At 63.5% G+C, this 22,021-nt stretch carries 22 protein-coding genes; 7 read left to right on the forward strand and 15 right to left on the reverse strand.

Annotated features, from left to right (window positions below; all coding sequences use genetic code 11):
• Positions 1–33 precede the first annotated feature (33 nt).
• On the reverse strand, positions 34–2,349 hold the full coding sequence (locus DAAJ005_RS17635) for a bifunctional diguanylate cyclase/phosphodiesterase (protein WP_151848236.1): 2,316 nt from the start codon (positions 2,347–2,349) through the stop codon (positions 34–36).
• Between the two features lie 271 nt (positions 2,350–2,620).
• On the opposite strand from DAAJ005_RS17635, the gene der reads away from it, so the two are divergent.
• The gene (der, locus tag DAAJ005_RS17640; RefSeq protein ID WP_151848237.1) at positions 2,621–3,946 is read left to right on the forward strand and encodes a ribosome biogenesis GTPase Der; all 1,326 of its coding nucleotides are present in this window, start codon (positions 2,621–2,623) and stop codon (positions 3,944–3,946) included.
• 260 nt (positions 3,947–4,206) lie between these two features.
• Here der and DAAJ005_RS17645 read toward each other — a convergent pair whose 3' ends face one another.
• Entirely contained in the window at positions 4,207–5,091 is an 885-nt protein-coding gene (locus DAAJ005_RS17645; RefSeq protein ID WP_151848238.1) for an N-acetylglucosamine kinase, read from the reverse strand.
• 150 nt (positions 5,092–5,241) lie between these two features.
• On the opposite strand from DAAJ005_RS17645, the gene DAAJ005_RS17650 reads away from it, so the two are divergent.
• The 4 genes from DAAJ005_RS17650 (at position 5,242) to DAAJ005_RS17660 (ending at position 7,211) form a co-directional block, all read left to right on the forward strand.
• On the forward strand, positions 5,242–5,709 hold the full coding sequence (locus DAAJ005_RS17650; RefSeq protein WP_151848239.1) for an EVE domain-containing protein: 468 nt from the start codon (positions 5,242–5,244) through the stop codon (positions 5,707–5,709).
• Between the two features lie 238 nt (positions 5,710–5,947).
• Positions 5,948–6,091, forward strand: a complete 144-nt coding sequence (locus tag DAAJ005_RS19000) for a hypothetical protein (RefSeq protein ID WP_192930818.1) — start codon at positions 5,948–5,950, stop codon at positions 6,089–6,091.
• Between the two features lie 45 nt (positions 6,092–6,136).
• Entirely contained in the window at positions 6,137–6,763 is a 627-nt protein-coding gene (locus DAAJ005_RS17655) for a 1-acyl-sn-glycerol-3-phosphate acyltransferase (protein WP_151848240.1), read from the forward strand.
• 19 nt (positions 6,764–6,782) lie between these two features.
• Entirely contained in the window at positions 6,783–7,211 is a 429-nt protein-coding gene (locus DAAJ005_RS17660; RefSeq protein WP_151848241.1) for a GNAT family N-acetyltransferase, read from the forward strand.
• A 148-nt stretch (positions 7,212–7,359) separates the two neighbouring features.
• On the opposite strand, the gene nrdR is transcribed toward DAAJ005_RS17660, so the two are convergent.
• The 10 genes from nrdR to DAAJ005_RS17710 form a co-directional block, all read right to left on the reverse strand.
• Positions 7,360–7,809 (reverse strand): transcriptional regulator NrdR, encoded by a 450-nt coding sequence (nrdR, locus tag DAAJ005_RS17665; RefSeq protein WP_151848242.1) that lies wholly within the window; start codon positions 7,807–7,809, stop codon positions 7,360–7,362.
• A gap of 10 nt (positions 7,810–7,819) precedes the next feature.
• Positions 7,820–8,557, reverse strand: coding sequence for an SDR family NAD(P)-dependent oxidoreductase (locus tag DAAJ005_RS17670; protein WP_151848243.1), 738 nt, complete (start codon positions 8,555–8,557; stop codon positions 7,820–7,822).
• A 31-nt stretch (positions 8,558–8,588) separates the two neighbouring features.
• On the reverse strand, positions 8,589–8,795 hold the full coding sequence (locus DAAJ005_RS17675) for a hypothetical protein (protein ID WP_151848244.1): 207 nt from the start codon (positions 8,793–8,795) through the stop codon (positions 8,589–8,591).
• Positions 8,796–8,882: 87 nt separating this feature from the next.
• Positions 8,883–9,593, reverse strand: a complete 711-nt coding sequence (locus tag DAAJ005_RS17680; RefSeq protein WP_151848245.1) for a heme exporter protein CcmB — start codon at positions 9,591–9,593, stop codon at positions 8,883–8,885.
• Between the two features lie 147 nt (positions 9,594–9,740).
• Positions 9,741–10,433: a heme ABC exporter ATP-binding protein CcmA gene (gene ccmA, locus DAAJ005_RS17685; RefSeq protein WP_370519742.1), complete on the reverse strand. Its 693-nt coding sequence runs from the start codon at positions 10,431–10,433 to the stop codon at positions 9,741–9,743.
• Positions 10,418–11,101, reverse strand: coding sequence for a cytochrome c biogenesis CcdA family protein (locus DAAJ005_RS17690; protein ID WP_151848246.1), 684 nt, complete (start codon positions 11,099–11,101; stop codon positions 10,418–10,420). Before DAAJ005_RS17690 ends, ccmA begins: the two co-directional genes overlap by 16 nt.
• A 151-nt stretch (positions 11,102–11,252) precedes the next feature.
• A complete protein-coding gene (locus DAAJ005_RS17695) occupies positions 11,253–12,233 on the reverse strand; it encodes a PDZ domain-containing protein (RefSeq protein WP_192930819.1) in 981 nt (326 codons plus the stop codon).
• A gap of 181 nt (positions 12,234–12,414) precedes the next feature.
• A complete protein-coding gene (locus DAAJ005_RS17700; protein ID WP_370519743.1) occupies positions 12,415–12,822 on the reverse strand; it encodes a penicillin-binding protein in 408 nt (135 codons plus the stop codon).
• 90 nt (positions 12,823–12,912) lie between these two features.
• Positions 12,913–15,291, reverse strand: a complete 2,379-nt coding sequence (locus DAAJ005_RS17705) for a transglycosylase domain-containing protein (RefSeq protein ID WP_151848249.1) — start codon at positions 15,289–15,291, stop codon at positions 12,913–12,915.
• 34 nt (positions 15,292–15,325) lie between these two features.
• The gene (locus DAAJ005_RS17710) at positions 15,326–15,703 is read right to left on the reverse strand and encodes a PleD family two-component system response regulator (protein WP_192930820.1); all 378 of its coding nucleotides are present in this window, start codon (positions 15,701–15,703) and stop codon (positions 15,326–15,328) included.
• Between the two features lie 130 nt (positions 15,704–15,833).
• Between DAAJ005_RS17710 and mnmA the strand changes: the two genes are divergently transcribed.
• The gene (mnmA, locus tag DAAJ005_RS17715; protein WP_192930979.1) at positions 15,834–16,997 is read left to right on the forward strand and encodes a tRNA 2-thiouridine(34) synthase MnmA; all 1,164 of its coding nucleotides are present in this window, start codon (positions 15,834–15,836) and stop codon (positions 16,995–16,997) included.
• On the opposite strand, the gene DAAJ005_RS17720 is transcribed toward mnmA, so the two are convergent.
• A complete protein-coding gene (locus DAAJ005_RS17720; protein ID WP_151848252.1) occupies positions 16,987–17,331 on the reverse strand; it encodes a DUF705 domain-containing protein in 345 nt (114 codons plus the stop codon). The two genes, mnmA and DAAJ005_RS17720, sit on opposite strands and share 11 nt — an antisense overlap.
• Before the next feature lie 275 nt (positions 17,332–17,606).
• On the opposite strand from DAAJ005_RS17720, the gene DAAJ005_RS17725 reads away from it, so the two are divergent.
• Positions 17,607–20,003 carry an ATP-binding protein gene (locus DAAJ005_RS17725; protein ID WP_151848253.1) on the forward strand — a complete coding sequence of 799 codons (2,397 nt, stop codon included), beginning with the start codon at positions 17,607–17,609 and terminating at the stop codon, positions 20,001–20,003.
• A 10-nt stretch (positions 20,004–20,013) separates the two neighbouring features.
• Here the strand turns inward: DAAJ005_RS17725 and DAAJ005_RS17730 are convergent, their stop codons facing one another.
• Positions 20,014–21,120, reverse strand: a complete 1,107-nt coding sequence (locus DAAJ005_RS17730; protein ID WP_151848254.1) for a DNA methyltransferase — start codon at positions 21,118–21,120, stop codon at positions 20,014–20,016.
• Complete coding sequence (locus DAAJ005_RS17735; protein ID WP_151848255.1) at positions 21,084–21,962, reverse strand: DNA adenine methylase; 879 nt, start codon at positions 21,960–21,962, stop codon at positions 21,084–21,086. Before DAAJ005_RS17735 ends, DAAJ005_RS17730 begins: the two co-directional genes overlap by 37 nt.
• Positions 21,963–22,021 lie beyond the last annotated feature (59 nt).

The following is a 22,021-nucleotide window of genomic DNA, read 5'->3' on the forward strand; positions in this document are numbered from 1 at the left end:
CCTGATGTTGCAGCTCCAGTTATGGTGAACAGGTCATACAGAATCCGTGTCAGCTTCCGTTTTCACTGTTGGCGGCGGCTCCATGATCACCAGTGGCCCGGCCTGCTGCGCCAGTGCGCGGGCGGCGGCGGCATCCAATGGGGGCGAGAGGTAAAAGCCCTGCGCCAGCGTGAAGCCCAGCGCCCGAACCTGTGCGAACTGCTCAGGCGTCTCGATGCCCTCGGCCACGGTGGTCAGCCCCAACGCCTGCCCCAGTTCGGACACCGCCCGCACCAGCGCCGTGCTGGTGTGGCCGCCGTCCAGATCAGCGATAAAGCTGCGGTCCACCTTCAGGTCACTGATCGGAAACTGGCGCAGGTAACTCAGCGACGAGTAGCCGGTGCCAAAATCGTCCAGAGCCAGCCCCACGCCCAGTTCACGCAGCGTCCGCATGGTGTCCAGGGTGGTCGTGCGGTCATTCATCAGGACGTTCTCGGTCAGCTCCAGCGTCAGGCGTTCGGGGGCCAGCCCGCTGCGGCCCAGCACGCCCCGGACCTCGGCCACCAGACCGGGCAGATGCATCTGGGCTGCCGTCAGGTTGACGCCCAGCGCCAGGGCCGTGCGTCCGGGCAGCGCGGGCCAGGTGGCAGCCTCATGGGCCGCCGTCCGTAGCGTCCAGCGGTCCAGCGGCACGATCAGGCCGGTGTCCTCGGCCAGCGGAATGAAGGTCTCAGGACTGAGCAGCCCGCGCGTGGGGTGGGGCCAGCGCACCAGGGCCTCGAAACCCCGCAGGTGGCCGCTGCCGAGGTCCACGACGGGCTGATACCAGACCTCCAGCGCGCCGCTGCCGATGGCCGCCCGCAATTCGGTCTCCAGTTCCAGGCGCTCCAGAACCTCGCGGTGCATGGCGGCGTCGAAGACCTGGGCGCGGCCCCGGCTGTGGGCCTTGGCGTGGTACAGGGCCACGTCCGCGTTTCGCAGCAGGGTCTCGCCGTCCAGCGGTGTGCCGCCGCCCAGATCGCCGTCCAGATCGTCATACAGCGCGATGCCCAGGCTGGCGCGCACCTGCAATTCCAGACCCTGCACGGAAATCGCGGGTTCCAGCGCGCGCAACAGCCGGTCCGCCGTCTCGGAGGCCTGCTGGGGGCCAGGCAGATGCTCGAGCAACACGGCGAATTCGTCTCCGCCCAGCCGGGCCACCGTGTCACCCGGACGCACACCCGCCTGAAGACGCTGCCCAGTCAGGATCAGCACCTCATCCCCGGCGCTGTGGCCCAGGCTGTCGTTGATGGCCTTGAAATTGTCGAAATCCATCAGCAGTACGGCCAGACCATTGGGGGCCGGGGACGCCTCCAGCGCCCGCGCCACACGCTCGCCAAACAGGCGGCGGTTGCCCAGCCCGGTCAGCGGATCGTGCAGCGCTAGGTAAGCCAGCCGCGCGCTCAGGTGCTGCCGCTCACGGATCACCGCCCCAAGCAGCAGCCCCGAGACCGTCACCGTGACCAGCCCGAATTGCAGGGCCAGTCCGCTCGTTTCCGCGATCCGGCCCCCGGTCAGCAGGGCCACGCCCACGTTCAAGGCCAGCACGCACACGGCGGCGGGGGCAAAGCCGTGCCGGGTGGCAATCCACAGCACCGGGATGAACAGGGCGTAGCTGTAATTCAGGGTGGTGCCGCGCGGCCCGCCGTACCCGGCCCAGACCGCCGCCACCACCAGCACGGCGGCCACAGCGGCGTCGCGCGCCCAGGGCCAGACCTCTGATTTGGGCCGGGTTTCTGGTGGAAACGCAGGGGCCTGTGCGGGGGCGGACGACCACAGCCCCGGCCAGCGCCCCAGCAGCAGCAACAGCGGGGGGGCCAGCAACCCGACACCAGTGGCGCTGCCCGCCCACAGTTGCAAGGTCTGGGTCAGGCTCCGTTCGGTCAACTGAGGTCCAGTGGACAGCAGCCCGGCCACCGTCAGGTTAAAGACTTGCAAGGCCGACATCACCAGCGGCGCGCCCAGCATCGCCACCGCCACGAACAGCGCCACGTCGCGCAGACGCGGCAGACGCGGATCGATGTGTAATGGACGCAGCAGCAGATAGGCCGCCGCCAGCGTGGTGGCCACCGTCATTACGATGTACCCCAGCAGGGGCAGGGGGGGCAGGGTGTCCACCACGAAAAAGGTATGCACCAGTCGGCTCAGGATCAGCAGCGGCCAGAAGCGCAGGCCAAAGACCAGCAGCAGCACCACGTCCAGCCCCACCGCCGGATACCACACCGTCACCTCCGGCGAGGTGGCGAACTGCTGCGAGGCCACATCCAGCCCGTACCACGCCAGCAGATAAACCACCCCGATCAGTACTGGACGCCACCACAGATTGGGCATGGCCTTACATTAGACCGAATACAAACCTGGAAACGAGAAATACTTCAAGACTCCGGGTCATCTCCTGGCCCTGCGCTTCGAACCCTGTCAGATGGTGCGGGCGGAGGCCGGACAATAGTGCCCACCGCCCTTGTTCTGTCTGCCTGGGACCACTAAGCTGTTCCTCTTGTACTTCCCCTGCGCTTCGCCACGTCGGCGAGAACCACGGGGGGAAGATCGGCGGGAAAGCCCCTGACGCCGGGGCTGACCGAAACCGAAGGAGCGTTTAAAAATGCATAAAGTTGCCATTGTGGGCCGACCCAACGTCGGCAAATCAAGCCTGTTCAACCGCCTGATCGGACGTCGCGAGGCCGTCGTGGCCGACTTCCCCGGCGTGACCCGTGACGCCAAGGAAGGCATGATGCTGTACCAGAACCACCGGATCACCCTGGTGGACACGGGCGGGTTGTGGAGCGGCGACGAGTGGGAAGCCGCCATCCGCCAGAAGGCCGAGTGGGCCATTGAGGGCGCGCAGGCCGTGATCTTCGTGCTGGACCCCCGCGAGGGCCTGAGCGCCGCCGACTACGAGGTGGCCGACTGGCTGCGCCGCCTGGGCATTCCGGTGATCGTGGTGGCCAACAAGATCGACAGCCAGAAGCACGAGGTCTACCTGGCCGAGTTGTGGGGCCTGGGCTTCGGCGATCCTGTGCCGATCAGTGCCGAACACGCGCGCGGCCTGGACGAACTGATGGACCGCGTGATGACCCACATGCCCGACGACGATGATGACGTGCCGGAAATTGCGCCCATCCGAATCAGCCTGATCGGGCGGCCCAACGTGGGCAAGTCCAGCCTACTCAACGCCATTGTGCAGAGTGACCGCGCCATCGTGGCCGATCAGCCAGGGACCACCCGCGACAGCCTGGACGTAGAGTGGGATTACGGCGGGCAGCGCTTTGTGCTGGTGGATACGGCAGGGATTCGCAAGAAGCCCCCCACCGCCATCGAGGATTACGCCATTCAGCGCAGCCAGGCGGCCATTGCCCGCAGCGACCTGATCTGGCTGGTGGTCAACGCCGACGAACTGGGCGACCACGAGCTGAAGCTGGCCAACCTCGCCTACGACAGCGGCAAGCCCGTGATCGTGGTGGTCAACAAGTGGGACCTGATCCCCGACGCGGACCTGAAAAGCACCGAGCGGGACCTGAACCAGAAGCTGCACCATATTTCCTACGCGCCGCGCGTGTACACCAGCGCCATCAACGACTACGGCATCCACGAGATGCTGGCCGAGGCCATGAAACTGCACGACAAGTGGCAGAGCCGCGTGCCCACCAGCGAGTTGAACCGCTGGCTGGAAGTCTGGCAGATGCGTCAGGCCGTGCCGAACTTCCACGGCAAGAAGCTGCGGATGTACTTCATGACCCAGGTGGAAACCGCGCCGCCCACCTTTGCCATTTTCTGCAACCGCGCCACCTTTGTGACCCGCGCCTACGAGGGCTTCCTGCAAAACCGCATCCGCGAGGATCTGGCGCTGGCCGGAATCCCGGTGCGGTTGAAGTGGAAGGAAAAGGGTCCGTACAAGCGCGGCGAGAAGGGTGAGGAAGCCCAGGCTTAGTTCGACTCTGCCCCCATTCTGGACTGTGACCGTGCTTGCCTGGCGCCACTGAATTCAGGCTCCGCGTGAGCGTGTCAGACAGCAGTTTGGGGAAATTTTCTATGGAGTTGGAAAAACCCGCACCAGAACAGCTTTGCCGTCCACCTCCTCCCAACCCTTTCGTTCTAAGCTCCACCAGTCCCCCGCAAGGGGGCCTTTTTATTATCCGGCACGGAATTTGCAGTACGAATGTAGACGACAACCCCAACAACCTTCCGAACTCAGGCCAGGGCCAAAGCTCCCAGCAGCGGCGAGACGGTGGGTGTAAAGCTCACGTCACGGCCCGCGAAGTGCGCGTGGAAAGCCGCCTTCACCAGCGGATTGAAGCTGCCGCCGCACAGCGCCAGTTGTGAGTTTCCCGTGCGCTTCAGCACCGCCCCACCCAGCCGAGCCAGTTCTTCCCCGGCGCGGCGCTGGATGTCCTGGGCGCGTGGATCGCCGTCCACGGCAGCGGCGTACACGGCAGGCGCGAGCCGGGCCAGCGCGGCGCGGCCCTCGCCGTACACATAGGCCCGAATGTCCGGCCAGTGCTGGGAACCGATGACCCCAAAAATGCTGGAGGCCAGCAGGCTCTCCCCTCGCCCCTCATCCACCTCCCGCAATACCGCTTTCAGGCCCTGCCGCCCCTGCCAGAAGGCCCCGCCCGCGTCGTCGATCAGAAAACCGTGACCGCCCGCGCGGACCACCTCGTCTGCCGCTGTACCGTCATTTGAAACGGGGCGGTGGTAGGCCATGCTCCCGGTTCCGGCATAGACCAGGGTGCCGCCACCAGAAGGAAAATGCGCGGCGTAGGCCAGATGCAGATCGTCAGTGACGTGTATCGCGTGCTGGGGCAGATGAAACGTACTGGACAGCATTTCCATCATCAGCGGCGCGAAATCGGTTGACAGGCCGGTGACACCCACCACCACCGCTGAAGGCTGGCCGGGAATGGCGGCGCGAATCCCGGCCAGTCCAGCGGCCATGTGCTGCCGCGCTTCAGGGGTGTAGAGGTGGCCGGACAGGGAAGCGTAAACGCCGCTGGCGGCCACTTCCCCACCAGAGACCCCATCAGAAAACAGCGCCCACTTGCTGCTGCTCGCGCCCATGTCGATGCCGAGGATCATGGTCTCTCTAGAACCACTGCTGCGAAGGCATGGGACAGGTTCAGGCCGCAGAGCAGGGAGGGAAGATTCATTGAGGACATTGTTTCATGATGGCCGCAATGGTTGAGGGCATCCAGAACTTGCCCCCCCTTCCCGCTCTACCCTGACCCCATGCCCCACTGGCTCCTCAAATCCGAACCCGATGTTTTTGGCTACCCCGATCTGGAACGCGTAGGACGCGAACCCTGGAACGGCGTCCGCAACTATCAGGCGCGCAATTTTCTGCGGCAGATGATGGAGGGCGACCTGTGTCTCTTCTATCACTCGCGCAGCAAGATGCCAGGAATTGCGGGCGTGGCGCGGGTCACGCGGGCCGCCCACCCAGACGATCTGCAATTTGACCCAACCAGCGCCTATTTTGATCCCAAATCTGACCCATCCCAGCCGCGCTGGAGCATGGTGGAGGTGGAGGCGGTGCGCGCCTTTCCCACCGTGCTGACGCTAGAGGCCATCCGCGCCCTGCCCGAGTGGGCCGATTCACCGCTGACCCGCAAAGGCTCTCGCCTGAGCGTATTGCCCGTGACGCCGGAGCAGTTCGGAGCGGCGCTGGCAGCCGCAGGACTGAAACTTATCAACTGACCCGTGACCCAACTGTCAGACGCCACGGATCACACTGCAGCATGGAACTCGTGTTCGCCGGACTGGCTATCGTTTTCTCCCTGCTCCTCGCCTCGATTCAGAAGGAGCCGGAGCCTCAGCCGCTGCCCGTGAAGGTCAGAAGTCGGCAGGACTGAGCAGGCGGCTTGTTCTGGAAGCGTGACCACCCCATTGCGTCCGCCTGCGAGGACTGAACCTCCAGAACAACGCACTGACGGCTTTGCAGGACAGTGTCAGGTGGCTGGGGACGCTGACCCGGCTGGATCTGCGGACCAATGGCCTGACCGGTTTGCCGGAAGGACTGGAGCGCCTGCCAGTGGTCTTTGACCAGCTCCGCGAACGCGGCTGTCTGGTCTATCTCTGAAGCCGCGCAAGAGTTCTGGCAGAATGCCGCCCGTATACTCGGGCCGTGTCTGTCACCTGGCTGGGCCGCCCGCATACGCTGGCATCGCGTGTGTCTCTCCTCGCGTTGCGGTTGACGGGATGGACGCCGCTGCTGGAGCCGCCGCCGATGGGCGGGGTCAAGTTCGTCACGGCTGCCGCACCGCACACCAGCAATCTGGACTTCTGGCCAGGGCTGTTCTGGAAGTGGGCCACCCGCATTCCGCTGCACTGGGTCGGCAAACGTGAGCTGTTTAACTTCCCGATGGGCATCTTCATGCGAGGCGTGGGCGGCATTGCGCTGGACCGCCGCCGCGCCGGGGGCAACTTCGTGGACGCCGTGGTTTCGGTGATTGAGCGCGAGGAAGAAATCGTGCTGCTCGTCGCGCCGGAAGGCAGCCGCAACCGGGCAGAATACTGGAAGACTGGCTTTTATTACATGGCCCAGAGGGCAGGCGTGCCCATCGCCGTGACCGCGCTGGACTGGCAGCACAAACGCATCGGCATTATCGGTTATGTGCAGCCGACAGGGAACATCAAGGCCGACTTCGCCGAAATCGCCGCCCTCCTGAAAGACGTGCGGGGCCGCATCCCAGCGAACGAGACACCCATCATTCCCCGCCCCGACGACGCGGAACAGTCTGCCCCGGCCTGAGCTGGCGCTGCCGTCCAGAATGACCTTCCATCTAACTACTGGCGAAATTCCCGAGCTGGACGAACTCCTGCGCCTTTACGATTCGGCGGACTGGACCGCCTACACCTGTGACCCGCAAGCGTTGGCCCGCGCCCTCCGGCAATCCAGTTTCGTGTGGACGGCCCGCAGTGAGTGCGGCAAACTCGTCGGTCTGGTGCGCGGCCTGAGCGACGACGTGAGCATACTGTTCGTGCAGGACATCCTGGTCTTGCCCGACTGGCAGCGCCGGGGCGTGGGCCGCGCACTGATGAACGCCGTGCTGATCCGCTATGCACACGTTATGCAGATGGCGCTTCTAACCGACGACGGGCCAGCGCAACTGGCCTTTTATGAATCCCTAGGCTTTCAGAACACCCGGAATCTCGGCTTGAATGCCTGTTACCGGGCGAACATGCAAACGGATTCCTGAAAGTAGTTCGACTTATGCCGTCCCAGCGCATGAATTTTGGAGCGATGTATAAATTTGACACCCGCCGTATTTGGCGCTATAGTATTGCCATCACCGTCCGAGAGGACGGGTTTTTTGTTTCCTGGGTAGAATTGCCTGCTGGAAGAGCTTAATCCTCCCGGTCTTTAAGCCCCCGGATTTCCTCGATAAAGCGTTCCAGGCTATCGAAGTCGCGGTAGACGCTGGCAAAGCGGATATAGGCCACGTCGTCCAGCGGGCGCAGGAAGGTCATGGCCCGCTTGCCGATTTCCTCGCTGGCGATCTCAGCGGCCCCCACCTCGTCCTCAAAGCCGTAGGCAAAGGCGCGCAGGGCCTCCGGCTCCACCGGGCGTTTCTCGGTGGCCAGGGACAGGCCGCGCAGCAGCTTGTCGGGGTTGAACGCCTCACGCGGGCCGCTGCGTTTGACCACCATCAGCGGCTCAAGCTGGGCACGTTCGTAGGTGGTGAAGCGCCGGGCGCAGTTCAGGCACTCGCGGCGGCGGCGGATGCTGGCCCCGTCGTCGCTGGGGCGCGAGTTGACCACCTTGGAATCGGGGGCGGAGCAGTACGGGCATTTCATAGAGGGTTCATCACAACGCGTTCAATGCGGCCATGATTTCGGGCAGGCGAACTTTAGGCGCAGCGGGCAGCGGCACGTCCATCACGTTGCCGCGCAGGTGGCGCATGCGGGGGGCAGCCAGGGCCAGCACGGCGTCGGCCAGCGGGCGGTCCAGCGCCTCGTCGCCGCTGCTGGCGCGCGAGGGCAGCAGCATGTTCAGGCGCAGGTCCTCACGCACCGCCGCCTCCACCAGCCCACGAATCGCGCCGCGCTGCGGGTGGGCCTGCAACCCCGGCTCGTCGCCATGCGGGCCGATGATGGTCAGCCAGGTGTCGGGCAGACGGCGGCCCAGAATCTGCGCGATGGCGACGCTGCTCTTGACGTTGCTGTTAAACAGTTCCATCCACTCGTTCTCGCTGAGGGCGGTGAAACTGACGTTGGTGCGCTTGTCGGCCAGATGGACTATGCCGTGCAAAGCGCCGAAGATTTCCAGAATGCGGGTCTGGGCGCTCAGCCAGTCCAGCGGCACGCTCACGTCGGCCTTGATAGGAATGGCGTGGCCGCCGGAGCGCTCCAGCGCGCTGGCCTGCGCCGAGAGCGATTCGCTGTTGTTGCCGATCAGCACGACGCTGGCGCCAGTTTTCGCCAGGGCGGTACTGACCGTCTTGCCGTAGCCCATATCGGCCCCCGTCACGGCGATCACCTGTCCGGCCAGCACCTCACGGTAAATTGCCCCGGCGCGGTCCTGGGAAGAGGTTGGGTCCGTCATGCGGCCCAGCATAGCGCCCCGGCCTGCGCTGTTATCCCGCCTGGGGCAGCGGCCTGAGCGCGTCTATGGGCGGATCGCCCGCGCGGTGGCCCTTGCCGCACGCGTGGCACCAGTACGCCTGATCGCCGTCACGCAGATCATGCAGGGTCATGGGCAGGCCACAGTCCGGGCAGACATGCACATATCCGCGTCCGCTGGCCGGATATGCATCGGCTTCATTACGTAATTGACGCTTCATATTCTGATACTAGCAGAAGAGCGGCAGGTGTCAAAGGGCGGATGGGACATGCTCTCCGTGCTTTTGTACGGGGAGAGGTCAGTGAGTCTATCCCTCCACCGCATAGGGAAACAGCAGCGTCGCCAGAATGATAGTCCCGATATCAAAGGCGGTCAGGAAGGCGAACCACGGCCACAGCTCGTCAAAGGGCAAGCCTTCAATCAGGCCAGAGGTGGCGCGCACGGTGGCGATCACCACCGGAACCAGAATCGGAAAGGCCAGCGCGGGCAGCAGCGCCTCGCGGGCGCGCAGGCTGACGGTAATGGAACCGTAGAAGGTTGTGCCAGCTGCGAAACCCGTCACACCCAGCGCAGTGACGAGGGTCAACAGGGGCCAAGGCGTCGGCGCGCACTCTCGGCCCGGCACACAGTCCGCACCCGCCGCGCCGAACAGCAGCAACCCTGCCGGAAGCGTGAACGCCGCCACCAGCAGCAGCGGCCCCAGCACGCCCAGTAGCTTGCCCAGATAAAGCGCTCCGTGCGGCCCCGGATACAGCGTGAGTTGCTCCAGCGCCCCCGCTTCCTGCTCCTGCGCGAAGGCCCGCTGTGCGCCCACCGCCGCCGCCAATGCAAGGGCGGTCCAGACTGCACCGGAGGCCACCCCCGCCGTCTGGGACAGCGTGCGGCCCACGTTGCCGCCCAGCGCCAGCCCCAGCACCAGCAGCACCAGCCCGGCGAAAAAGGCGGTGGCGAGGAGGGTATCGCGCGTGCGTCCGGCGACGCGCAGGTCTTTGGCGGCGAGGTGGAAGATGTTGTTCATGGGCGGGCCTGGGGGGAGGGTTTGGGCGTGTGGTTTGCGGTGGGGGCCTGCGCCGTGGCCCCCTCACCCCGTTGCTTCGCAACGCCCCTCTCTCGTACCGAGCTGTACCAGTCCCGCAAGGGTAGAGGGGTCAAAAAACTTACACCTCTATTCCTCATGCAGCACCCCCGCTGCCAGCCGCAGGGCACGCGGGGCCACCTGCCGCGCCAGTTCCGGCTCGTGGGCGGCGATCAGCAATGTGACGCCCCCGGCGCGGAGTTCAGCCAGCAGCTCCAGTACCAGTTGGCGGCCTGCGGTGTCCAGATTGGCGAAGGGTTCGTCTATCAGCGTGACCGGGCGAGCCAGCAGATGGGCGCGGGCCAGGGCCAGCCGCTTCCGCATCCCCGCCGAGAGGAAACGGACGCGGCGACTGGCGGCAGTTTCCAGCGTCACGCGCCGTAGTGCAGCCGCCACATCCCCAGTCTGGCCGTGCATCTTCAAGGCAAATTCCAGATTCTCGGTGCAGCTCAGATCCGGGTAAAGTCCAGCGTCCACCGGCATAAGGTGAATGTAGTCACGCACGGCCCGCGAGTCGCGCAGGTCAAAGCCCATCACCCGTCCCTCGCCGCGCGTGGGCCGCAGCCCGGAGGCCAGCAGGCGCAGCAGGGTGGTCTTCCCCGCCCCGTTCTCGCCCAGCAGCGTGATTCCCTCCCCCGGCATGACATCCAGATTCACGCCGCGCAGGATGACCTCGCGGCCCAGCCTCAGCCACAGGTCACGCAGTTGCAGGGCGGGTTCGGGGGGCGGGCTGTGTTGGGCAGAGGCCGCCCCGACACTTTGAATACTTAGACCCTCAGCCACGCGGGCGTCACCTCGTAAAAGAATGTCGCCAGCCGCGTGAATTGCCCGGTCAGCATCAGCACGCCCACCAGAACCAGAATGCCGCCGCCCACCTTCTCAAAGATTCCGGCGTAGCGGTTGAGGCGGCGCAGGTTAAAACGGTCCCACAGCAATGCGGCCAGCAGGAACGGCACGGCCAGACCCAACGTGTAGGCGCTGAGCAGAAGGACGCCGCTACTGAGGCTGGCGCTGCTGGCGGCCAGACCCAGGATGCTGCCCAGGGCTGGACCCAGGCAGGGACTCCAGCCGAAGGCGAATGCCGCACCCAGGGCCACCGGGCCGTAGCCCCCGGCATCGGCCAGGGCGCGGGTGTCGCGCATCAGGAAGGGCAGGCGGATCACACCCAGCATCACCAGCCCGAAGAAGGTGATGAGGACCGCCGCGATCTGGCCCAGCAGGAATTTGTGGGGGGCGATCAGTGCGCCCAGGCTGCTGGCGGTGGCTCCCAGCGCAATAAACACCAGGCCGAAGCCCGCAATAAAGCCCAGCGCCCGCAGCAGCGGCACCTTTGCCCCGCCGATCACGCCCAGGTAACTGGGCACCAGCGGCAGCACGCAGGGACTGAGAAACGAGATCAGCCCCGCCAGAAACGCCACCGTCAGGGTGGGAGAGCCAGCGGGAAGATTCATGGGGCGAGTCTAGCGGCTGCGGGGAAAAAGAGAGGGGGCAGTCGTCCTTTTGGGGGTAGAGTGCTGAACCAGACCTTTTCGTGGATGGAGATAGGTTTGGAAGAATCAGTAGAAATGACCTACTAAAATAGCTATACAATCGTCATATCTATTATTTTCGCGCAATCATCATTATTTTCACCGTCTTTACTTCTGTTCCCCTATTAATGACCAGAATTTTTTCTTGACCTGCTTCGCCTGCAAGTAAAACTCCTATTTCAACGTCAGGTCGATTTGCTGTGGATTGCCCATCAATTGTCAAAATAAAATCGCCAAATCTAAGACCAGCTTTTTCAGCAGGTAAATCTTTCGTTACATCCGTAATAATTGGATAATATGTATTTCCGTCGGATGTCCATGGCACTACAAAAAATCCTATTTGCCCAGATTTTGTTGGGTTGTCTGGAAAATTAGCTGGCGGCATCTGCGCGAATATTCTGTACATAAGATTTTGTGCGGAAACCCTAACATCTGAATTTTGCGACGTTCCCACGCCTGAGGCAATGACTTGTTCCTTTTGGGTTTTGGCGTCGTAAACAATCACGCTCACGGCGGGGTAAAATAATCCCTTAGAGTAGCCTTCCCTACTGTAAGTTTGGCTTGTATAGTATCCGGGTACGTTCACAGAGCCTGAAGTGGTTCCTGAATAAGTCCCCCAGCCTGAATATCCTCCATTATAATTAAAATATCCATTTGTATTAGAATTATATCTAGCAGTAGTGCTTGGTACATAAATAGGCACAGTATATTGAGAAGCTGGTATATATGTTTCACTATAATTATTTGATGAATCTACGAAAAGTTTGAGATCCGCCTCATCCTTTTTTTCGATGAAACGATATCCAAGAAGTTCCATATAATTACGCGCCTGAAAAGCTAGATGCTGAGCGGTTATTCCTTTAGCTCCGGCGTCTTCACTAAATTCAGACAGTGGAATTACTACAAATGTCTTAAGATTAGGCATTGTCGGATTCAGGCCAACCTCTACTTTGACTGAAGGTTCCTGCTCTAAAGTAGATGATCTGAAATTAGCTGAGGTTGTGGGAGCGCAAGCTGTCAGCGCCATTAATGACCAAAGCAAGATTTTTTTCATGAAACTCATTCTATGGCAGGGGAGTGCAGGTTGCCTAGAGTGTGAGAGCCGATTACTCCCAAATTCTACAGATAGCCACTCCTTCCCAAATTAAATAATTCCGCTCCTCATCTTCCGGCTGCTCGCGCTCAGGCATACGATCAAAGCGTCGACAATCGCACCGCCGTGCAGCCCCACCCTCCTACTCCAACTTCCCCGTGAAATCCCCTTCCCAGGCGTTCAGAATACGGTCTCCCTGCACCAGCAGCACGGTGGGGTAGGCGCTCACTTTCAGGGCGCGGGCGAAGGCGGTGGCCCCGTCGCCGCGCCAGGGGTTCACACCTGCCGGGGCGGGCGAGGGCGTGCCTTCCGCGTTCACGGCCCGCACGGGCAGATCGCTATCCATCACCGCCTGCCACAGCACCCCCAGATCGCCGCAGTCGTGGCTGTAAACCACCACCACCTCGCGGCCCTCCGCATTGGCGCTGGCCTGCCAGGGGTGGGCGGGCAGCGCATCTCCCAACCTCACGCGGGCGTCGGCGCTGCTCAGGGTGGGCACCGTCCCCAGCGCGAGGAGCAGCGTCAGCAGGGGGGCATGTCGGTGGCTCATGCCCAGCATCATGCCGCGCCGCCCCATCAGGTTGCATGACGGGGCGGTGAGGACAGCTTGGGAGGCAACCCTGTTCAGGCAGCCGGAAGGTCAGGGGGCGGCTGGCTTTGGGGTCGGTTGTTCCGGCGCCGGAATCTGCGGCACAGCGCTCTGATTCTTCACGGCTTTCACGGCGGCGGGATCAGGCTTCTCGTCGGTCAGCGGGGCGGGGCTGTCGTCGGGGGCATAGGCGGGCAACTGCTCAATGTACACGCGGCGCTGCACGATGTTTTCCGGCGGGGTGAACTCGGTGGCCTGCTGGTTGGTGGTGCGGTCCACATCAATCAACACCGTGTTGGGATCGTTGTACGCCGCCGTGTAACGGGATTCGGTGTACTTGACCGGGGGGGGCGGGGTGTCGTTTTGCAGGGCCGTGTCGGCGGCGTCGCGGTAATTGGGGTCCAGCACGGCCAGCTTGACATTGGGCAGGTAACCGGGGTCCGGCGCATCGGCGTACAGAATGCCAGGGGGTTCGCTGAAGGCGCGCACGGTCTGGCCCTTGTGCGCCAGTTCCATCATGCGCCGCCAGATCGGGGCATTGACATAGCCGGAATAGTAGTAGGTGGGCATGTCGCCGCCCTGCTGCTTGCCCACCCACACGGCTCCGGTGTACAGGGGCGTGGTGCCCACGAACCAGAAGTCCTTGGGACCGTTGCTGGTCCCGGTCTTGCCCGCCACCGGCCAGTCGCCGAACTTGGCTCCCCAGGACAGACCGCCCTGCGCCTCGTTCAGATCGTTGACCACGCCCTTGATCATGTCCAGGCCCAGCCACGCGATCTGCGGCGTCCACACCCGCACCGGCTTGACTGGGTTCAGGGTGTCGTCATACAGCACCTCGCCGCGCGCCGTGGTCACCCGCGTCAGGTAACGGGGCGCGCGGTACAGCCCGCCGTTGGCGAAGGGGGCGTAGGCCGCCGCCATCTTGACCGGGGTGGTCTCCACCGCGCCCAGCGCCGCCGCCAGCCCAGTGCCGTCATTGGGCGGAATGCCCAGTTGCCGCAGCTTGCCGAAGAAGGTCTGCAACCCGATCCGGTCTGCCAGCCGCACGGTGACCAGGTTCAGCGAGCGGTCCAGCGCCTCACGGATGGTCATGCTGCGGTAACTGGTCTGACTCTCGAAGTTCTGGGGCGCGTAGACACCGTTCTTGCAGGTGGCGCAGGGGAAGGTGATCGGTTTGTCGTCCTCGCGGTGGTCCTGGGTCAATCCGGTGGACAGCGCGGTGGTGTACAGCAGCGGCTTGATGGTAGAGCCGATCTGGCGCTGGCCCTGCGCGGCGTTGTTCCAGGCATCAGGCGGCGCGTCCCCGTACAGCTTCTGCCCGATCATGCCCAGCACCTCGCCGGTAAACGGGTCGAGGATGGTGGCCCCCAGCGTCGCGCCGGGGGGCAGGCCGCGCGCTTCCTTGCTGGCGGTTTCCACGGCGGCCTGAATGCGGGGATCAACGGTGGTGTACACCCGCAGGCCCCCGCTGCCATACACCTTTTCGCGCCCAAAACGGCGCACCAGTTCCTGCTCGACCTGTCCCATGAACTGCGGATAACGCACGGTGGTCACCGCCTTCAGTTCTTTCTGGGTGCGGTCCACCAGTTTGGCGCTGGTGATGTTGCCCGCCTTGTCATACAGCACCTGCCAGCCGCGCGGTTGCAGATTCTCTTTGAGGGCCGCGTCCATCTGGGTCTGGGTGATCCATTTGTCTTCCACCATGCGGCCCAGCAGGGTCTTCATCAGGGGGCGCATGGCCTTGTAGTCAAAGTAACGGCCCGCACTGGGCACCAGCACCGTCAGGTAGGCGCTCTGGGCCAGGGTCAGGTTCCCCGGCGTGGTGCGAAAATACGCCTGGGCCGCCGAATAGATGCCGTACAGTTCGACGGGGCCGCCGTCTCCCCAGTAGATGGTGTTCAAGTAGTTCTGGAGAATCTCGGCCTTGGTAAAGCTGCGCTCGACCTGCACGCTCAGCAACCACTCCTTGATCTTGCGGTCCGGGGTGCGGGCCTGGTTGTACTCGTCGAGCAATAGGGTGTTCTTGATCAGTTGGTTGGTCAGGGTGCTGCCGCCCTGCACGCTCTCCCCTGCCGCCAGCCGCTGCACCTGCCGCCCCAGCCCGTAGGGATCGATGCCGTAATGCTCGAAGAAGCGCCGGTCCTCGTTGCTGACCAGCGCGGCCACCATGAAGGGGCTGATCTCGTCCAGATTGACCAGCGTGCGGCTGATGGCCTGCTCGCCGATCTTGGGAATCAGGCTGCCCAGCGGCGTGTTGTCGCGGGCAAAAACCTTGGTCTCTGCGCCCAGCGACAGGGTATCCAGTTGGCGGTAATCGGGCAGCTCACGCCACCATTTCAGGCCGTAGGTGGCCGCCACGCCCGTCCCGGCGATCAGGGCGGCAATCAGGAGAGAGGTCAGAAATTTCAGGAAACGGAGAAAAAAGATCATGAACACAACCTCGTAAAAAAACGGCTGAAGGCCGTCAGGGGCGGCGGGCCGCGACGAGCTGGTTGATGCGTCCGCGCAGGTTCTTGCCGGACAGCGGTTTGTAGACGATGTCGTCCGCGCCCACCAGCTTGGCGTGGTCGCGCGTCTGATCGTCGTCGAAGCCGGTCAGCAGCAGTACGGGAACGCCGCGCAGCCGCTTGACCCGCTTGACGCGCGAGCAGATTTCAAAGCCGTCCATGTGCGGCATCTTGATGTCCAGCAGCATGGCGTCGGGGGTGTGGTCTTGCAGGTATTCCAGCGCCGCCTTGCCGTCGGGCACCGCCACGATCTCGTGTCCATCGGCGGACAGAATGACTTCCAGCATGGTGCGGATGGCTGGCTCATCGTCGGCGACGAGGATCGTATACGGCATATGCCACACATGATAGTGCAGTCCACATGAAAAAAAGGGAACCGGGCGGCTTTTGATCCGCCTGATCCGGGCAATTGCCGCTCGCCTCACCACACAGGTTGGAGCCAGACTGATAATGTCCATGATTGCTATGACGGCCTTGACGACAGCAACTGCGGGAAACACGGGCGCAGCCCAGACGGGCGAGCGCGTGCTGTGCGCCATGTCCGGCGGCGTGGACAGCAGCGTGACGGCGGCCCTGCTGAAAGACGCCGGGTACAGCGTGGTGGGCGCGATGATGCGCTTCTGGCCCGACGACAAACGCACGGACACCTTCGACAGTTGCTGCTCGCCCGACGCCGCCTATGAAGCCCGCCGCGTGGCCGAACAGGTGGGCATCCCGTTTTACCTGCTGGACTACCGCGAGCAGTTCCAGCGCCACATCGTCGGCCCGTTTATCGAGGAATACGCACAGGGCCGCACGCCCAATCCCTGCGTGAACTGCAACACCAAGGTCAAGTTCGACGAACTGGTGAAGAAGGCCAAGATGCTGGGCTGCCGCTACGTGGCGACGGGCCATTACGTCAAGCGCGTCGATAACGGCGATGTGGTGGAGTTTCACCGGGGCGACGATCCGCAGAAGGACCAGACCTATTTCCTGTGGGGCACGCCGCGTGACGCGCTGCCGTACATCCTGTTTCCGGTTGGGGAGCTGGAAAAGCCCCGCGTACGCGAGATCGCCGAGGAGCGCGGCCTGCTGACCGCCCGCAAGCCCGAGAGCCAGAACATCTGCTTCGTGCCGGGGAAGGTGCAGGACTTCGTGGCCGAGCATCTGCCCCAGGCGACAGGCTTTATCCGCGAGATCAGCAACGGCGAGATCGTGGGCGATCACCTGGGCACACAGTTCTACACCCTGGGCCAGAAGCGTGGCATGGGCCTGTACCAGTCGCACAAGGTTCGGCACATCGTCCATCTGGACCCAAAGACCAACACCGTCTGGGTGGGCGATTACGACGATTGCCTGTGGGGCAGCCTGAAGGTGTCGGACGCGAATTACCTGTGCGATCTGGCCGATCTGCCACGCGTGGTGGATGTGCAGGTGCGCTACCGCACGAGGCCCGTGCGCGCCACGGTGCTGCACGCCGACGAAAACGGCTTTGAACTCCAGTTCGATGATCCGCAGTTTGCCGTCGCCCCCGGCCAGAGCGCCGTGCTGTATGACGGACCACGCCTGCTGGGCGGCGGCTTGATCAACGACCACAAGCGGGACCTGCCGGAAGTGTCCGGTTCACCGGCAACTCTGGTCAACGCTTAAGGGCCTGCCGGTAGTTCTCGATGGTCTGATCACCGCAGCCGACGGGCAGGACATGTACCAGTCGCCTCCAGTCGGAAAAATGCTGATCGTCGATGAACACCTGCGGCTTCGGCAGGCAAAACTGAAAACAATCCTCCAGTCCGCATTCTCTGGCACTCTGGCGGGCGTAGGCCGCGCCGCCTGAACTCCAGCAATAGAGTTCGGCTCCCTGCTCGTAAAGAGCGCGCACATGACGAATCACCGCCGGAATCGGGATACGCGACTTGCCGTAATTTCTGATCAGCGTTTCATCGACATCAACGTAAACGACCAGAGGCGTCGGGTTGACTTTCATGGAGGAAATCTACATCCGCAGCCAGCAAAAGCCTTGCCATAAAAGTTTCAGGCTCAGCGCAGCAGACGTGCAGGAGAGTAAAACGAGTGATCGGAGCTGGAAAAACCCCGGCCATAAGACATGGGTTGCAAGACGCCTCTCTGACACGGACTCCATCTGTGATGCGACGGAAATCGAGACAGCACCGATTCCCGCACTCCATGCCCGGAATCCGTACCAGTCCAGCCCGTGGGCCAGCATGCTGCGCGCCTGAAAAATGCTCGTATGCTGACCGCATGTCCGATTACGAGAAGCTCGGCGCGTTTTACCTCGGCAAGGCAGTGGACGGCGGTACGGGGGCAGTCACCGATGAATTGCTGCTGTACGACAGTGCCGATCTGACCACCCACGCCGTCATCATCGGCATGACCGGGAGCGGCAAGACCGGGCTGGGGCTGGGGCTGATCGAGGAAGCGGCGATGGACGGCATTCCGGTGCTGGCCGTCGATCCCAAGGGCGATCTGGCGAATCTGCTGCTGACCTTCCCGGACCTCGCGCCCGCCGATTTTCGCCCGTGGGTGGATGAATCCGAGGCCACGCGCGGCGGCATCACCCCGGACGAGCTGGCCGCGCAGAAGGCGGCCATGTGGCAAAAAGGGCTGGCCGACTGGGGCCAGAGCGGCGAACGCATCCGCACCCTCAAGGAAAAGGCCGATTTCGCGGTCTACACCCCCGGCAGCAGCGCGGGCCGCCCGATCAGCGTGTTGAAAGGCTTCGATGCCCCGCCGCCGGAAATCATGGACGACGCTGACGCCCTGCGCGAGCGCATCGGCGGCACTGTGAGCGGCCTGCTGGGATTGCTGGGCATTGACGCCGATCCGCTGCGTTCGCGCGAGCATGTGCTGCTGTCCACGCTGCTCTCGCACGCCTGGGCCGAGGGCCGCACCCTGGACATGGCGGGAATGATCGCCGGAATCCAGACCCCGCCGTTCACGCAGATCGGCGTGATGGGCGTGGACGCCTTTTACCCCCCCAAAGACCGCTTTGACCTCGCCATGGGCCTCAACAACCTGCTGGCCTCGCCGGGCTTCGCCGTGTGGACGCAGGGCGAACCGCTGGACGTGGGCCGTTTCCTGTTCACGCCGGAGGGCAAGCCGCGCGTATCGATCATGAACATCGCCCACCTGAACGACTCCGAGCGGATGTTCTTCGTGAGCATGTTGCTGAATGCCGTGCTGAGCTGGATGAGGACGCAGTCCGGGACGAGTTCCCTGCGGGCGCTGCTGTACATGGATGAAATCGCCGGATTCTTCCCACCCAACGGCAACCCGCCCAGCAAACCGCCGATGCTGACGCTGCTCAAGCAGGCCCGCGCTTTTGGCCTGGGCGTGACATTGGCAACGCAGAACCCCGTCGATCTGGATTACAAAGGGCTAAGCAACACCGGAACGTGGATGATTGGCCGCCTCCAGACCGACAACGACAAGGCCCGCGTGCTGGAGGCGTTGCAGGGCGCGTCCGCTGGGCAGGAGGCCATGAGCAAAGCCGAGCTGGACAAACTGCTGTCGGGCCTGGGCAAACGCGTCTTTCTGATGCACAACGTCCACGACGCTCGCCCCACGCTGTTCACGACGCGCTGGACCATGAGCTATCTGGCCGGGCCGATCACGGGGAGCCAGATTCGCAAGCTGGCGCAGGGGAATGCACCGCGCAATACGGAATCGAGCGCCGCGCCACCAGTGCCCGCTCCAATAGCCTCCCAGACAGGCTCCAAACCTCTTCTCCCCCCTGGCGTCACCGAGGTCTACATTCCCACTACCGACACGGGCGTGACGTACCATCCGCATCTACTGGCGGTGGCCAACGTGCGTTACAGCGACCTGAAAGCGCGGGTAGAGGTGAGCGGTACTCTCCCTCTGGCCGTGGAAGTCGGCGATGGCCCGATCCCTGTGAGCTGGACCGATGCGGCGGAATTGCCCGTCAACCCGGCCACGCTGGAACAGACCCCAGCAGACGGCGCGACATTTGCCGAACTGCCTGCGCCGCTGCTGGACGCCAAGAACTACGCCAGATGGAGCAAGGAGGCTGCCAAATACGTGGCCGCCAGCAAGCCGCTGACGCTGTGGCAGGACCCGGCCAGCGGCGTGATGAGTTCGCCCGGCGAGTCCGAGGGCGATTTTCGGGTGCGGGCCAGCCACGCCGGGCGCGAGGCGCGGGACGCGGCGGTGCAGAAGCTGCGGGCCAAATACGCCACCAAAGTGTCTACCCTGCAAACCCGGCTGGAACGCGTTCAAATGAAAGTCGGGCAGCAGCAGGCACAGGCACAGCAGGCGCAGCTCCAGACCGCCATGAATGTGGGCGTGGGCGTGCTGGGCGCGCTGTTTGGCGGCGGGCGCAGCACGACGGCCCTCCGCAGCGGCGTCTCTGGCATGGGCCGCTCCATGCGCGAGGGGCAGGACGTGCAGGCGGCGCAGGCGGAATTTATGCAGGTCTCGCAACAGCTTCAGGACCTGCAAAATCAGGTTCAGGCCGAGGTGGACGCGCTGGGCGAGGTCTCCGGCGGGGAGCTGGAGCGCGTCGAAATCCGTGCCAAAGCAGCAGACGTCAGCATTCCACTGATCGCGCTGGCGTGGCTACCTTTCGTCTCCGAGAACGGGGCATTGCGGGCGGCCTGGGCGGGGGCGGAAGGTTAGTTCGGGATGATCAGGATTCTGCCGAACGGCGCAGGGCCAGCCATGCCTCCTTCAGTTCGGGCCGCACAGCGCTGGACGGCTCGGCCAACAGCAGTTCCTGGTAAGCATCCAGAATGCCCAGCCGCTGACGGTGAAAGAAGTGCAACAGGTGACGCGCGAAGCTGAGGGCGTCCAGAACAGCAAACTCCACACCTGTCTGGGAATGCAGAGTGCGGGCAAATTCGGTGACCTCACGGTCTATGGGGTGTGTGGTCACGAACAGGTAATTCGAGGGCCGGGCAGCCACAGCCGCGACTTTTGCCACCGCAATCTGTAGATCGCTCACGCTGACGGCGCGGGCCTTGACCTCGTAAACCGTGGCGGGCACGCCAGGAGCGCTCAGCAACTCGATTTCTATATCGCCCAGAGCGCCCGTTCGGGCGTCAGCAGCGTTGTGAGCGCCTAGACTCAGGGCCACTTCGCCAGCCAGAATACCGAGCGTGCGGTAAAGGGCCGTAACGAGCAGCACGGGCAGGCGGCTGGCATTGCGGCTTTTGAGGTGCTGTTCCAGCAGCGTCAGCACATCCTCACTGGAGAGGTTTTGCGGCGTGGCTGGCAAACTGGAAAGGGCCGCTGACAGCGCCACCTCGCGCTCGTCCCGCATGACGAACAACTCACGCAGCATGAAAGCCAGGACTTCTTCCGCCGCCGCCGAACCGTCTTGTAGTCCTTCCAATACCCGCGCGGCGTTGCGGTAAACCTCACGCGGGCGGCCTTCAAAGGGTGTAGCGCTACGGAGCGGGATATTGATGTTTCGCAGGGTGGGCGTCAGAAATGCAGTGGTGCTGTTGAGCGGTAGGCGCTGGGCGGCGATGAGCGCGGGCAGATACCGCTCGTCATACGTTCGCCCGGAAAACGAGTGACCAGAGCGAATCTCTGTGTATGGCTCGGTGGCGTCCAGTTCTGGGCGGTGAGCTTTGGCCAGTGCGCAGGCCAGCACCAGCCTCGCGGGGGCGCGGTTGCCAGGGCAGCGGGCCACGCTCAGCAGGTCAGCCTGAACCTCGGCAGGCACAGCCAGAACCTCGCCGCTCAGCGCCAGTTCTATTGCGCGAACAAGGAGGTCTGCGGGTTCTGCCACGCCTCTTCCTCCTTCGCGGCGGTCATAGGCGCGTCGTAATTGACCCACAACACCTCGGCCCGCTCGCCCTTGCTGCTGTGAATCTGGCGGGCGGGTGCTTCGATCCGGTTCCAGCCCACGTACAACTCTTCATACAGGCTGCTCGCATAACCGCTGATCGCCACCTTGCCAGACACGCCGCGCAGCGTCTCGGCCAGGGCGCGGTGTTCGTCATCGGTCATCTCGAAGCCATACGCTTTTGCGTCGCCGCGCGTACCGTGCAAATACGGTGGATCGCAATAAAACAGCGTTTCTGGACTGTCGTAGCGGGCAATCACCTCCAGCGCTGGGGCATTTTCAATCTGGACCCGCAACAGCCGTTGCACGATTTCCGATAATCCTTCCACACTGCCCAGCCAGCGCGACACTGCCCCGCCCATGCCCGCCCGACTGGTCAGCAGACAATGCGCCCAGCGCCCCTCAGAGGCGGTCTGGGCCAGACCCGTCCGCACCTGCCGCGCCCGTACAAAAAACCGCCGGGCACGTTCCAGGTCACTCAGCTCTGCGGCCTGTTTGATGGTTGCCACACGTAATTCTTCGCGGGAAAAAGGGGTCAGGCCAATCGCCTCGATCAGCGCGCCCTTATCCTCACGTAGCACCCGGAAGAAATTGACCAGTTCGCTGTCCAGATCGTTATACGTCTCGACGGGTGAGGGCGCGCGGTTAAGCAGCACCGCTGCCGAGCCGCCGAAAGGTTCACAGTAGTGCGTGCTGGGCGGCAGCAACGGCAGCAGCCAGTCCAGATGGCTGAACTTGCCGCCGTACCAGCCGAAGGCGATTTTCTTGGTTCCGCGTAGGGCCATACCCAGCAGGATAGCTGGGAAAACGCCACCGGACAGTCCTCTCCCGGTGGCACTCTACC

The organism is Deinococcus sp. AJ005, from assembly GCF_009017495.1.
Classification (GTDB): Bacteria; Deinococcota; Deinococci; order Deinococcales; family Deinococcaceae; genus Deinococcus.